This is a genomic window from Hasllibacter sp. MH4015, assembly GCF_020177575.1.
Lineage (GTDB): Bacteria > Pseudomonadota > Alphaproteobacteria > Rhodobacterales > Rhodobacteraceae > Gymnodinialimonas.
In genome coordinates this window covers 3,038,976-3,051,310 of sequence record NZ_JAHTBK010000001.1, presented here as the reverse complement: position 1 = coordinate 3,051,310, position 12,335 = coordinate 3,038,976, and the positions used below count along the sequence as shown (strand labels likewise).

At 66.2% G+C, this 12,335-nt stretch carries 14 protein-coding genes and 1 tRNA gene; 4 read left to right on the top strand and 11 right to left on the bottom strand.

All coding sequences use genetic code 11. The annotated features are described in order from the left end of the window. Positions 1-150: 150 nt before the first annotated feature. The 10 genes from KUW62_RS15580 to KUW62_RS15535 all read right to left on the bottom strand — a co-directional run bounded on the left by KUW62_RS15580 (position 151) and on the right by KUW62_RS15535 (position 8,918). Entirely contained in the window at positions 151-1,074 is a 924-nt protein-coding gene (locus tag KUW62_RS15580; protein ID WP_224816378.1) for a metal ABC transporter substrate-binding protein, read from the bottom strand. Between the two features lie 4 nt (positions 1,075-1,078). Continuing rightward, complete coding sequence (locus KUW62_RS15575) at positions 1,079-1,417, bottom strand: hypothetical protein (RefSeq protein ID WP_224816377.1); 339 nt, start codon at positions 1,415-1,417, stop codon at positions 1,079-1,081. Then, positions 1,414-2,184, bottom strand: coding sequence for a DUF4198 domain-containing protein (locus KUW62_RS15570; protein ID WP_224816376.1), 771 nt, complete (start codon positions 2,182-2,184; stop codon positions 1,414-1,416). The genes KUW62_RS15575 and KUW62_RS15570 overlap by 4 nt, the downstream gene beginning before the upstream one ends. Positions 2,185-2,222: 38 nt before the next feature. Further along, positions 2,223-3,380 (bottom strand): ABC transporter permease, encoded by a 1,158-nt coding sequence (locus KUW62_RS15565; protein WP_224816375.1) that lies wholly within the window; start codon positions 3,378-3,380, stop codon positions 2,223-2,225. Then, positions 3,377-4,051 carry an ABC transporter ATP-binding protein gene (locus KUW62_RS15560; RefSeq protein WP_224816374.1) on the bottom strand — a complete coding sequence of 225 codons (675 nt, stop codon included), beginning with the start codon at positions 4,049-4,051 and terminating at the stop codon, positions 3,377-3,379. Before KUW62_RS15560 ends, KUW62_RS15565 begins: the two co-directional genes overlap by 4 nt. Then, positions 4,048-4,659 carry a hypothetical protein gene (locus KUW62_RS15555; protein ID WP_224816373.1) on the bottom strand — a complete coding sequence of 204 codons (612 nt, stop codon included), beginning with the start codon at positions 4,657-4,659 and terminating at the stop codon, positions 4,048-4,050. The genes KUW62_RS15560 and KUW62_RS15555 overlap by 4 nt, the downstream gene beginning before the upstream one ends. A 358-nt stretch (positions 4,660-5,017) precedes the next feature. Next, positions 5,018-5,093, bottom strand: a tRNA-Thr gene (locus KUW62_RS15550). A 44-nt stretch (positions 5,094-5,137) separates the two neighbouring features. Next, positions 5,138-6,670 (bottom strand): heme biosynthesis protein HemY, encoded by a 1,533-nt coding sequence (locus tag KUW62_RS15545; RefSeq protein WP_224816372.1) that lies wholly within the window; start codon positions 6,668-6,670, stop codon positions 5,138-5,140. A 12-nt stretch (positions 6,671-6,682) separates the two neighbouring features. After that, positions 6,683-8,122 carry a COG4223 family protein gene (locus KUW62_RS15540; protein WP_224816371.1) on the bottom strand — a complete coding sequence of 480 codons (1,440 nt, stop codon included), beginning with the start codon at positions 8,120-8,122 and terminating at the stop codon, positions 6,683-6,685. A 100-nt stretch (positions 8,123-8,222) separates the two neighbouring features. Beyond that, the gene (locus KUW62_RS15535; protein ID WP_224816370.1) at positions 8,223-8,918 is read right to left on the bottom strand and encodes a uroporphyrinogen-III synthase; all 696 of its coding nucleotides are present in this window, start codon (positions 8,916-8,918) and stop codon (positions 8,223-8,225) included. Between the two features lie 52 nt (positions 8,919-8,970). On the opposite strand from KUW62_RS15535, the gene tsaD reads away from it, so the two are divergent. From tsaD to KUW62_RS15515, 4 genes are read left to right on the top strand one after another with little or no spacing between them, the layout of a single operon-like run. Beyond that, positions 8,971-10,035 (top strand): tRNA (adenosine(37)-N6)-threonylcarbamoyltransferase complex transferase subunit TsaD, encoded by a 1,065-nt coding sequence (tsaD, locus tag KUW62_RS15530; protein WP_224817132.1) that lies wholly within the window; start codon positions 8,971-8,973, stop codon positions 10,033-10,035. After that, positions 10,032-10,958 carry an NAD(P)H-dependent glycerol-3-phosphate dehydrogenase gene (locus KUW62_RS15525; protein ID WP_224816369.1) on the top strand — a complete coding sequence of 309 codons (927 nt, stop codon included), beginning with the start codon at positions 10,032-10,034 and terminating at the stop codon, positions 10,956-10,958. Before tsaD ends, KUW62_RS15525 begins: the two co-directional genes overlap by 4 nt. Positions 10,959-10,962: 4 nt before the next feature. Then, on the top strand, positions 10,963-11,235 hold the full coding sequence (locus tag KUW62_RS15520) for a YciI family protein (protein WP_224816368.1): 273 nt from the start codon (positions 10,963-10,965) through the stop codon (positions 11,233-11,235). Beyond that, positions 11,235-11,648, top strand: coding sequence for an EVE domain-containing protein (locus KUW62_RS15515; protein ID WP_224816367.1), 414 nt, complete (start codon positions 11,235-11,237; stop codon positions 11,646-11,648). The genes KUW62_RS15520 and KUW62_RS15515 overlap by 1 nt, the downstream gene beginning before the upstream one ends. 34 nt (positions 11,649-11,682) lie before the next feature. Here KUW62_RS15515 and KUW62_RS15510 read toward each other — a convergent pair whose 3' ends face one another. Continuing rightward, positions 11,683-12,111: a DM13 domain-containing protein gene (locus KUW62_RS15510; protein WP_224816366.1), complete on the bottom strand. Its 429-nt coding sequence runs from the start codon at positions 12,109-12,111 to the stop codon at positions 11,683-11,685. Positions 12,112-12,335 lie beyond the last annotated feature (224 nt).

Sequence of the window (12,335 nt, the reverse complement as noted above, 5' to 3'; positions counted from 1 at the left end):
GTGATCGGATGACCGGACTGCGGCTCGCGCCCGCTGCATCGAAATTCAAAACCGGTCGAAGCGTCCGGGCCGGTTGGCAGGGCCGACCGGCCATGGCTCCTGCGGCCCGAGCGCGACAAGCCCATGCCGATCAGGCAAGGTGTCGTACCGCTATGAGCCGCTTGCCACCTGAACCGCCTGATCCAGTCGATCCAGCGAACCCGCCATCACCGACAGGAAATCGCCCTGCTCCGGACGGTTGGAGAGGGGTGGGAACACCGCGTTCACCATGCCGAGGTCCTCTATACGCTCAAGGGCCGCGGCGTCGGGCTCCGCTTCCCAGATGAATACGCGGGCCTCAAGGGTTTCGCGCATAGCCTCAAGCTCGGCCCATTGATCCTCGGACACGGGGCCGCGAGGATCCCAATCGAGGGCGCTGATGTCGAACCCGTAGGCGCGGGCAAGGTACTGGTACCGGGGGTGGGAGGCGATCATTGGCACGCCATCCGCCGCCGCGCCAATCTCGGCCGCGCGGGTCGCCAATCCGTCAAGATCGGTGGATAATGCTTGCAAATTGGCCGCGATCTCTGCGCTGGCATCGGGCGCACGGCGCGTCAGGGCTGCGGCGATTGCCTCCGCTTGCAACCGCGCCTGCGCGAAATCGAGCCAGAGGTAATTCGCCACGCCGGTATGGGAATGCTGCCCCCCTTCGCCGTGGGAATGGGTAATCGTCTCGGTGGCGATGAACGCGTCGTCGAACCCGGCCGACGTCAATACGGTGCGCGAACGCGGCAGAGTGGTGCGCGCCGTCCAATCGGCGAAGCCCGCCCCGTTCACCACAATCAGATCGGCACCCTGGATCGCGGTGATGTCGGCAATGCCCGGTCGCCAGAAGGACGGGTCCACATCCGCCGGCACGTTGAACAGAACATCGGCCATGTCCCCGGCCAGTCGCTCCGCGAAATAGGCGAGGGGGTAGTTCACAGCGGCAACCTGCAAGCGGTCCTGCGCGACAAGGGGGCCGCCCATAATAGTCGCGGCCATGGCGAGGGTCAGGCCCCCAACGGCGCGCCGGGTCAAAACCGAACGTGTCATGGTCTCAACTCCCCGACCCTCTGGCGATATCCTCGGGCGTCAGGATCCAGTAATTGTCATGGCCCTCTCCGGTACGGACCTCGATCAGCAGGCCAGTCTCGGCATGGGCCGGGTCGAGCGGGAAGCGCGCCGTGCCGTCCTCCGTCAATGGCAGGAGCATCAGGGCCTCGCCCTGCCCGTCAAGCACGCTGACCTCCCCCAATCGGGGAAGGTTGCCGTTGGAAAACCGGCTTTCGACGATCACCACGCCGTCTTCGACATAGGCGAAAACGTTCAGCTGGTGCGCCAGGGCCGCGCTGGTGCTTATGACCAGCGCCGCCGCAATGCCGATCAGGTGCCTCATTGGCCGGTCCACGCCTCGAAGTGGACCCAGATCACGGCGCCCAGTTCGACGGCCTTCTCCTCGCCTTCGAATGCAAGCGTCTCGGGCGCGGTGTTGAGCGCGGCAAAGCCCCACCATCCGGCGCTCGGGGTGACATAGCTGAAGATGCCGTCCGCATCGGCCACGATGGTCTGCGTAATCATCAGGTCCGACGGCGACGTGGCGGTGCCATCTTCGTTGAAATACTCGACCTCGACCTCCGCGAAGGGCACCGGTTCGCCTTCAAGCAGCACGCGGCCCTGGAAGACGTTGCCTTCCCAGATCCCGAAGGGCCGGGTCAGTGGTTCAATCTCCGTGCGCAGACCCAGAAGGGCGTCCCACCCCTCGTCATCGCCATAGGCGCTGACATATGTCTTGGTGTAGTGAACGATGTAGCTGTCCTCGGCGGGTTCCCAATAGGGTTCGGGCTCCATCGCGAAGATGTAGGTGCCGGGCCGCTCCAGATCGTAATCGAGCGTGTACCCCGCAGCTTCCATCAGGGTTGCAGGCTGCAACTGGTCCAGAAGGTCGGTGGTCTCCCCCCCATGGGTGACGGAAAAGGCAACCGGCGCGACCAGCTCCATCCCGTCCAGCTCGAACGGGTGCGAGAATGACACGTTCAGACTGACCGAGCGCCCGTCTTGCTGGCTGACCATCGGATCGGACGGGATGATCATGCCGTAATGGGCCAATGCCGCCCCGGCGGTGAGCGTTGTGGTCGTCAGGATCGTCGCAAGCGTCAGTTTCATGGATGTCTTTCCCCGTGTTCTGTTCTGTTGTGGTCGCATCAGGTGGCCAGAAGCCACGCTACGATTGTATCGCCCGATGATTGCACTGCCACGACGATGAGAAAGGCGATCAGCCCCGCGCATGTCAGCAAAATCACGGTTTCCGAGGCCAGCAGGCGAAGGATCATCCCGGGGCGTGCCCCCAGTTTGAACGCCGTCTGCATTTCTCGTGCCCTTAAACGGTAGCTCAGAAAGACCGCGAGTCCAACGGCGGCAAAGGCCGCGGCACCCACGATCAGCGTGACCGCGTCGAGCAGGGATTTGATGCGGAAAATGCGCTCCACCAATTCACCCACGACCTCCGCCGGGACAACGATCTGCAACGGATTAGCGGCGTCCAGGTATCGGCCCCGCAAGATCGTGCCCGCGCGGTCATCATCGGGCACGACCAGGATGCCGGACACGGGATAAGTGTCCGGGTCGCCGTGGAAATGGAAACTGTCGATGTTCTCGGGCGTGATGCGGTTGAACTCGACGATGGACGCATTGGCGACCACTTCGTCCGTATCGGCATCTGCGGCCACCACGCCCTCATGCCCATGCCCGATGCCCGAGATCACCCAGGTCGTCGCGATGTCGACAAAGACCGCCTCATCGTCTGGTGTGCCGGTCGGGGCAAGCACGCCCACGATGTTCAACTCCAGCGGATAGACGCCATCAAGATCGAACAGGTTCTGGGGCGCGGAGACGACGGTATCCCCGGGGCCAAGGCCAAGGCGTTCCGCGGTGGCAGCACCCAGAACGGCCTCTCCCAAAACCGCCAATTGGCGACCCTGCGCCACGGTCAATTCGCGAAACTCGAAATAATCAAGGCTGGTGCCGACGATCCGCGCGCCGTTGGTCTCGAACGCGGTGTTGAGGGGGATCGGAATGGCCATGGCGCTGTCCCAGACCTCTTCCGTGGCGGCCATCGTCACCGGCTCCGCCCGGTCGTCCGAAAAATAGAGCGCGTTCATAATCAGGTCGAGCTGACTGCCGCGATTGCCGAGCACCAGCGGTGTCGCCTCCGCCCGGTCGGTCAGCGATGTGCGCGCGCCGTCCAACAGAACCTGACTGACGAGCGGAACCGACAGGATCAATGCCGCAACCAGCACCAAGATGGCCGAGCGCAGCCAATGATAGCGGAGATAGGCGAAGGCAAGGAACAGCGTGTTCATGCGGCACCCCCCGCGTCCACCCGGTAATCGGCAAAGTCGATGACCCGATCGAAGCGGGGCAGCAGATCGTGGTCGTGCGTAACCGCCAGAAGCGATGCCCCGGCTTCCCTTGTGCGGGAGAACAGCAGATCAAGGATCGCGGATTTGTTTTCCGGGTCGAGGTTGCCTGTCGCCTCATCCGCGAGGATCAGTTTGGGCTGGCGTACCAAGGCCCGGCACAGCGCCACGCGCTGTTGCTCCCCTTGGCTGAGCGCGCCGGGTCGCCGCCCCAACTTGCCCGTCAGACCGCAAGCCTCCGCCAACCGCTCGGCGCGTGACCGGGCGTCCGCATCAAGCGGTGTGCCGCCTGTGATGCGAAACGGATAAAGGATGTTCTCGCGCGCGCTCAGGTAATCGAGCAGGGCAAAATCCTGAAAAACAAAGCCGATCTTGTCGGCGCGCAGCGTTCGTCGTGCGCCGTCCGAGAGGCCGGTCATCACCGCGTCGTCAATGGTGATGCGTCCCGCCTGGGGCACGGCGATGCCCGCGATCAGGTTCAGAAGCGTCGTCTTGCCGGTCCCGCTTGGTCCGACAACCGCGACCCGTTCGCCCTCCGCCAGATCAAGCGCGGGAACGGCGAGGCGAAAGTCGCTGCCGGGATAGGAAAAGGCGATGTCGCGAAGCTCCATCATGGGGCGGCGGCCACCATTTCGCCTGCCTCGGAGCGGTCCACATCGGTCAAGTCGAAGTCGGTCATCCGCCACGCCCCCTCGACCGGCTCGATGGTCAGCACGGCGGCATAGGTGTTGCCGCGTACATGCATATGCGTCGCATGACCGACCGTACCCACAACGCGCCAGCGCGAAGTCCAGGTGATCGTCTCGCCGTCACGATCCTGGTCAATGCGGATCATCTCCATCGTGTGGATTTCCTGATCCGCTTCTTCCGAGGGATCAAGCCCGCCGCCCGCCATCGCGCCCACGCGTTCGAGATACAGCTCCTCCAGCGCGTCACCCGCCGCAACCTGGGCCAGGCTGTCGTAGATCGCGCCCTCATCGGTTTCGTTGAAGGCGCGGTAAACAATCGTCAGCATCTCCGGGGCGACGAGGAAAAAATTCTCCGTCAGGTCATCGACCGTCATCGGGTCGAATCCGGACACCGCGTAGGGTTCGGGCGTCGACGACCTGTTCGACACCACGGCCCAGGCCACCGCGGCGAGGCAAAGCACAACGATTCCGGTGAGCGCCAGCGGGCGCAGGCCTGTCTTGACTGTGACGGTTTGGTTCGAGTGCGACGCCATAGGCACGGATTAGATAGCGGGAGGTCCGGGAAATACAGGCGTATCCGATCACTTCTGTGTGCCAACTTGTCGCGCGAATTCAATGGTGAGGGGCGGGAAGGAGGTAATCACCTGGCCAAACCGGCGGAACATACTTTCAAACCCGGACATCGCATTGGCCGCTCGGGAGGCCTTGGACGACCGCCTAGTACCTTTAGCCCCGCCTGCCGCAGCTTCGGCGTTCGACCGATCTCCGACAGGCACCCGAAATGCTGCTCAGCTCACGAAGGTCAAATAGGAAGTGGTGCGGGTGAAGGAGAAACCTAAAACCCAGACCATGGCCTGAAGTAGCCCGAAGGGCGGTAGGCCAAACAAGAAGTGGTGCCGCTGAAGGGACTCGAACCCCCGACCCCATCATTACGAATGACGTGCTCTACCATCTGAGCTACAGCGGCGTGACCGCGGCGCTGATAGCAAGCCGTGCGGGGTTTGGATAGACCTAATTTTGCGTGGCGCGGGGTTCTTCCGGCTCCGGTTGGGCGGCGGCCTCCGCACCGGGTGCGGGGCTATCGGGATCGACCTCGGCGGGTGTGTCCTCGGCTTCCGTCACCTCCACGATTTCCGCCTCTTCGGGCTCCGGCTCACTCTGGTCCTCCAGCGCTCCGACGATCAGGGGCAGCATCTGGGCGGGGCCCGCCAGGGCAGCCTGAGATTGGCGCACTTCGGACCAGTCGAGCGTGTCGAAGGTTTCGCAATTGGCGCAGATCGGGGCCCAATCCTCGTGGACATGGCCGCAATTCGAACACACCCATTGATCGCCGCGCGATGCGGTCACGGCGCGGGCCAGCCAACCCCGTACAACGCGGTCCTCCGCCCCTTCGCCGCGCTCGATCGCGGCCATCAGGGTCACGGACCGGGCCGTGGGATGCGCCTCGGCCAGATCGCCAAGGGCCTTGCGCGCCGCCGGGAAATCCTCCGCCGCGATATGCAGCTCGGCCTCCAGCATGCGCACCTCGGGATGGCCCGCATGTTTCGCAAGCAGCGGGCGGAACCGCTTCAGGCGCTGTTCGGGCGTCTCGTCCGGCTCGATTGCGGCGAACGCGGCGGCGAGGTTGGGGTGCGGGTTCTGATCCCAGGCCTTGCGGACCGCCTTGGCGGCTTGCCGTTTCCGGCCCGCCTCAACGTCCAGACGGGCGGCCATGACGGCGGCGGGGACGAGGCCGGGGGCAAGACGATTGGCCTCCGCCACATCGCGGGTGGCGGCCGCGACCTGACCCTCTGCCATCGCTTCGCGCGCATGGGCCAGTGCGAGGACCGCATCGCGGCGCTTGTGCACGTCGCGGGGCAAGTTGCCGGCCTTCAATGCGGCGGCCAGCGTTCCGCGGGCGCCCGCCCAATCCTCGTGCTTGGATTGCAGCCCGATCAGCGTCGTCTGCACCTCTGCATTCTTCGGACGCAGGGCCAGCGCCTTTTCCGCCAGCTTCATCGCCGTCTCGGTATCGCCCGCATCAAGGCGTTGCTTCATCAGGCCGCGCACGCCCACGAATTTCGTGCGGTCATCGGTCACCAACTGCTTGAACGTCTCGGTCGCCAGGGCCCGATCTCCCACCATTTCGGCCCCCTGGGCCACAACCAGATTCGTCAATTCGGGACGGCTGAGGTATTTCTCCGCCCGCTCCGCCTTGCGGATCGCAAGACGCCCTTCACCGGCGGCCAGCGCCATCATGCCCTCGCCAAGCGCCTCGTAGCCCTTCCGTTCCGAGCGGCGGTCGAAATAGCGGCTCATCGCGGTCTCATCGCCGTTCAGGAACCGCAGCGTGGCGACCAGAAGGCCGACGATCCGGAACAGAAGCCACACGACAAGAAGCAGCACAATCGTGCCGACGACCGCGATCAGCGGCGTAATAACGAACTCCCGTCCCATGACGATCAGGACGCCGAGATTGTCCATTTCCGTCAGGATCGACAGGCCGAATACGGCGCCCACGACGATCGCGATGAACAGGATGATTTTCAGTAGGGTCCAGAGCATCAAGCGCTCTCCTTAATTGTCGAGCGTGGCGGCATACTCTGCCAGGGCCGCATCGGCGGCGGCCCGGGTTTCGGCGGCCTGCACCCAATCGGCGAACGCGGCTTGCGCACCTTCGGGCAGAGCCTCGATTTCGGCCAGGGCGGTCTGCAGGTCCCCGGCGGCAGCGGCGGCTTCGGCCCGGCTGAGCACGGCGTCGGGATCATCCCCTTCGCGCGGCTCAACGGATCGCCCGCCAAGCTGCCCCATCAGGAATGCCCCCACGCGGTCGCCTGCCGAATCTCCCGCCGTTTCGCGCAGCGCGATGGGAAGGGCGGCGCGGGCGGCGGCGGGGAAGCTGGCCTGCAATTCCTCCTGCGTCGGCACCCCTGTCTCGGCCACGGCGGACAGCGCTTCGGGCACGTCGCCGCCCAGATCCGACAGGGCGTCGGCGAACGGATCGCCCGAGGCCATTGCAATTCGTACCCGGGCCAGGGCCGCCTGGGCCTGGGTAGCGGCGGCGGTCTCTGCGGCGCGGGCCTCTGCCGCGACGATGGCGGCCTGGGCCGCTTCGGCGGCGGCCTGCGCTTCGGCGGCGGCGGCGCGCACTTCGGCCTCGGCCGCTTCGCGGGCGGCTTCGGCTTCGGCCATCACTTCTGCGGCGGCGGCGCGTTCCTCGCCCAACCGGGCCTCAAGGGCCTCGACGGCGGCGGCCATCGCCGCGTTGTCCTCGTCCACCTCGCCCGAGAAGACCGGGCGATCCTCCAACGCGGCCACACGGCCCGTCAGACCTTCGATGGCAGCGGTCGCGGCGGTCGCGGTCTCGTTCGCGGCGGCAGCGTCTGCTGCGGCGGCGGCAACGCTTTCCTCGACACCGGACAGGTCGACTTCGGGGATGGCGGGCGGCTCCTCTGCGGCCAGTGCTGCGATCTGCTCCTCAAGGCTCGTGATCGTGGCCTGCTGAGCCTCGATCGCCGTCAGGGCCTCGGCCAGTGCGGGGTCGGGCGTGGTCTCCTCCGTCCCGGTCGCAAGGTAGGCCGCGCCATAGCCAAGCATCGCGGCAACGGCACCGCCGAAGATCAGCGGCACGATACCCGGACCGCGCCGTTCGACCACGGGGGCCGGCGCGACGGGGACGGGCGCGGGGCCCGGTTCGGGGCGCTCTTCGGCCTCCGGCTCGGTGGCTGCGACCGTCTCGTCCACAATCTCCGTGGTAGCGGGATCATCACTGTCGCCCTGCGCAGAACTTGTGTCACCCGGTTCGATCGTCACACGCTCTCCCGGGTCGGGATCGGCGGCAACGGCGTCTTCGCCCAGGCTTTCATCCCCGACCAGAACCGTATCGCCGCCCAGGTCACCGGGCGCGTCCGCGGCAATCGTTTCCGCGTCGGTGACGGGTTCCGCCGCCACGCTGTCAGCCGTTGATTTGTTGCGCGTCTTGCGGCTTCCCGAACGGGTGGACGAATTTCTCGCCATGGGTGGAGGCCCCTCTTGTCTGTCCAAATCATCCTGTCCGACGCGCCCGCGCCGGGGCCGAGTCAGCCCTGCTCAAACTGTCATGCCCCAAAGCTGGCCGCTAGGGGGAATTCCGCCGCAACAGCGCAGCCTGCACCGCGCTGCGCATTTCCTCGCCCGAGGGGTGCGGCAGGGTGCGTGTCTGCGATTGCCATTGGGACGGAAGCGTGTCGGTCACGGCTTGGCTCAATGTAATCAACTGCGCGTCGGGCCGAAGGGTTCCCGCGGCCGCCACGAAAAGCTCCGCCGATCGGGGGGAGAAGAGGGGGATGACCAGCTGCGGTGCGATGATGGCCGCGCGAAACGCGGCGTCGGGCGGGCGGGCGACCTGATCGTAGACCGCCACGCCCTGCGCAGTCAGCCCCCCTTGGGTCAACCGCCGGGCGACATCCCCGCGTGTATGGGTGCCGTGGCAATGCACGAGCAGGCCCCCGGGCGCGCGTTCGATCAGGCCAGCGACCAGCCCATCGGCGTCGGGCCCCAGCATTTCGGCCCGAAACCCCGCATCTTCCGCGGCCTTCGCCGTGCGCGGGCCCACGCAATAGGCGGGTAGGTCAGATTTCGGCAAGAAGCGCACCGCGCTTTCCGAGGTCAGGATCAGCGCGGCTGCCCCCTCAAGCGGCACCTCCGCCCCGGTTCCCACGATCTCCATCAGCGGTGCGATCACGATCTGCGCGCCCTCGATCCCTTCGGCGAACCGCTCCGCCGAGGCGCGCGGACGGGTGAGGAGGAGCGTGGGCGTCGGATGGACAGGCATGAGGCGGAGTGTTACCCCGCTGGCCACGCCCACGCAAACCGACAGCCTCCCCATGTCCCTGACGATCCTCGGCATCGAAAGCTCCTGCGACGACACCGCCGCCGCGATCCTGCGTCGGGACGGCGCGCGTGTGGCGATCCTGTCCAACGCCGTCTCCTCCCAAACCGATCTGCACGCGGCCTTTGGCGGCGTCGTGCCCGAGCTTGCCGCCCGCGCCCATGCGGAGATGCTGGATGTGGTGGTCGAACAGGCCGTGGCGGAAGCCGGGGTGCCGCTGGCCGAAATCGACGCCATCGCCGTTACCGCCGGGCCGGGCCTCATCGGCGGCGTTCTGTCGGGTGTCATGGCCGCCAAGGGGCTGGCCATGGGTCTCGGCAAACCGCTGATCGGGGTGAACCATCTGGCCGGTCATGCCCTGACCCCGCACCTGACCGACGATCTGTCCTTTCCCTACCTGCTGCTTCTGGTCTCCGGCGGGCATTGCCAGTTCCTGCGCGTCGACGGGGTGGAGGCGTTTGTCCGCCTTGGCGGCACCATCGACGATGCGCCGGGAGAGGCGTTTGACAAGGTCGCCCGCCTGCTTGGCCTGCCGCAACCCGGCGGGCCTTCGGTGGAACAGGCCGCGCGGGACGGCGATGCCAAAAGATTCCAGCTGCCCCGCCCGCTTCTGGACCGCCCGGGATGTGACCTCAGCTTTTCCGGTCTGAAAACCGCCGTGCTTCGGGTGCGCGACGGGCTGATCGCGGATCAGGGCGGGCTGGCGGAGCAGGACCGCGCCGACCTCTGCGCCGGGTTTCAAAAGGCGGTCGCCGACGTCCTGGCCGAGAAATCGCGCCGCGCCCTTGCCGTATCTGACGTCACCGCCTTCGCCGTGGCGGGTGGCGTGGCCGCGAACCGGACCCTGCGCGCGCGCCTTCAATCCGTCACCGATCTGCCCTTCGCCGCGCCGCCGCTCGCGCTTTGCACCGACAATGCCGCCATGATCGCCTATGCCGGGATGCTCGCCTTCGAGGGGGGGCGCTCCGACGACATGACCCTTGCCGCCCGTCCGCGCTGGCCGCTTGATGCAGATGCCGCGCCGATGATCGGGTCCGGCAAGAAAGGGGCCAAGGCATGAAGCTGGACATCATCGGGGCAGGGGCCTTCGGGACCGGGCTGGCCATCGCCTATGGCCGCGCGGGCCATGACGTGACGCTCTGGGCGCGTAATGCCGCGCCGTTGATCGAGGCCCGCGAAAGCCCACGCCTGCAGGGTCTGCCACTTCCGGACTCTGTTCGTCCGACGGGCGATCTGGCCGATTGCACCTCTGAAATCGCCCTCTTCGCGCTGCCCACGCAAACGCTGTCCGCATTTCTCTCCGCCAACCCGATCACCGCCCGGATCGGCGTGTCCTGTTCCAAGGGGATCGACCGGGCAAGCGGCCATGGCCCCACGACGCTGCTTTCGTCTGCCACGCCCATCGTCGCGCAACTCACCGGTCCCAGCTTCGCCGCCGACCTCGCCCGGGGCCTGCCCACCGCGCTCACGATCGCCTGCGCGAATGAGGGGGAGGGGACGGCGCTGCAAGACACGCTCAGCACCCCGAACCTGCGGCTCTATCGCACGACGGACGTGATCGGCGCGGAGCTTGGCGGCGCGCTTAAGAACGTCATCGCCATCGCCGCCGGGGCCCTGATCGGGGCCGGCCTCGGCGAATCCGCCCGTGCCGCCCTCATCGCGCGCGGATTTGCGGAGATGACGCGCTATGCCACATCGCGGGGGGCAAATCCCAAGACACTCACGGGCCTCTCGGGCCTCGGCGACCTGATCCTGACCTGTGGCTCCACCCAATCGCGCAATTTCCGCTTCGGCCATGCCCTCGCCACCGGAGAGAGCTTGCCCGAAGGCACCACCGTCGAAGGCCTGCACACCGCGCGCCAACTGGCCGCCGCCCGCGCCGATACGCCGATTGCCGACACCGTCGCGGCGCTGGCCGATGGCACGCTCGACATTCAGGGCGCTCTCGACCACCTTCTTTCTCGCCCCCTCAGGAAGGAATAAGCCCATGCTCGTCGCCATCATTGCCACCGACAAACCCGGACATCTCCAGACCCGGCTCGACAACCGGGACGCGCACCTTGCCTATGGGCAGTCCAGCGGCAAGTTGGTCATGGCCGGTCCGTTCCTGAACGACGGAGGCGAGATGTGCGGCTCGCTCCTGATCCTCGAAGTCGACACGATGCAGGATGCCTACGATTTCGCCGACAACGACCCCTACGCCAAGGCGGGCCTGTTCGAGAAGGTGCGGATCGAGCAATGGAAGAAGGTGATCGGCTGATGGCCTATTGGTTATTCAAATCCGAACCCTCCGTCTGGAGCTGGGATGACCAGGTCGCCAAAGGTGACGCGGGGGAGGAATGGGACGGCGTGCGCAATTACCAGGCCCGCAATTTCATGCGCGAGATGGCGGTGGGTGATCGCGGTTTCTTCTACCATTCACAAACCGAAAAAGCCGTGGTCGGGATCGTGGAGGTCTGCGCCGCGGCCCATCCCGACAGCACCACCGATGATGAGCGGTGGGAATGTGTGGACATCAAGGCGGTCAAACCCCTGCCCGATCCCGTCACGCTGGACCAGATCAAGGCGCGGGAGGATCTGGCCGAGATGGTGCTTGTGAAGAACTCCCGCCTCTCCGTGCAGCCGGTGACGCAGGCGGAGTGGAAGATCATCTGCGAAATGGGCGGCGCGTAGGGCGGGATTGGCCCCGCCACGCCGCGCGGCCCCGTCAGTCGAACGAGGCGACCGCGAACAACACGCTGAAATCCTCGCACCAGATCACAACGCTGCCGTAATCCGAAACGTCGACATCTGCCGGGATCTCATACATCTGCGTGCCATTGGGCGATTGCAGCGGCCCCAGGGAAACCCAGTCGCTTGCCAGAACCGCGGCACTGGTCCCCGGCGCGTCGTCTGCAACCAGCCAGACTTCCAGATCGGGCCCCGGCGTCACTTCGAAATCGCTGAATTGCAGCACCGTGCGCCCATCGCCCGTCTGTGCCAGCGTCGCGCGGCCTGCGCCCTGGTGGCGGCGGTCGGCATCCTGGAATGCGCCCGAGGCGATGGCGGTCGCGGTGGTCTGGGCTTCGGCGGGCGGGATCACATTCCCAAGTCCGGCAAGGCCCACGCAAAGGGCGAGAGCGGGAAGATAGCGCATGGGGGGTCTCCGAGATTTACTGTCCACCGGCAGATTAGCGCCCCGCGCGTTGAAATAGCTATTCACGTTCACGGGACAGCATCGTGATCTTGGCAAGACGTCCAACAAAAATGGGGGGCCCCGACCCCTCAGGACCCCCCATCCACCCACGCGCGGCCTCGCTCCGCTCGTGTAACTGAATTCGGGTCCGCCGTGCTGGCCGGACGAATTGTCTTTAGGTCAGG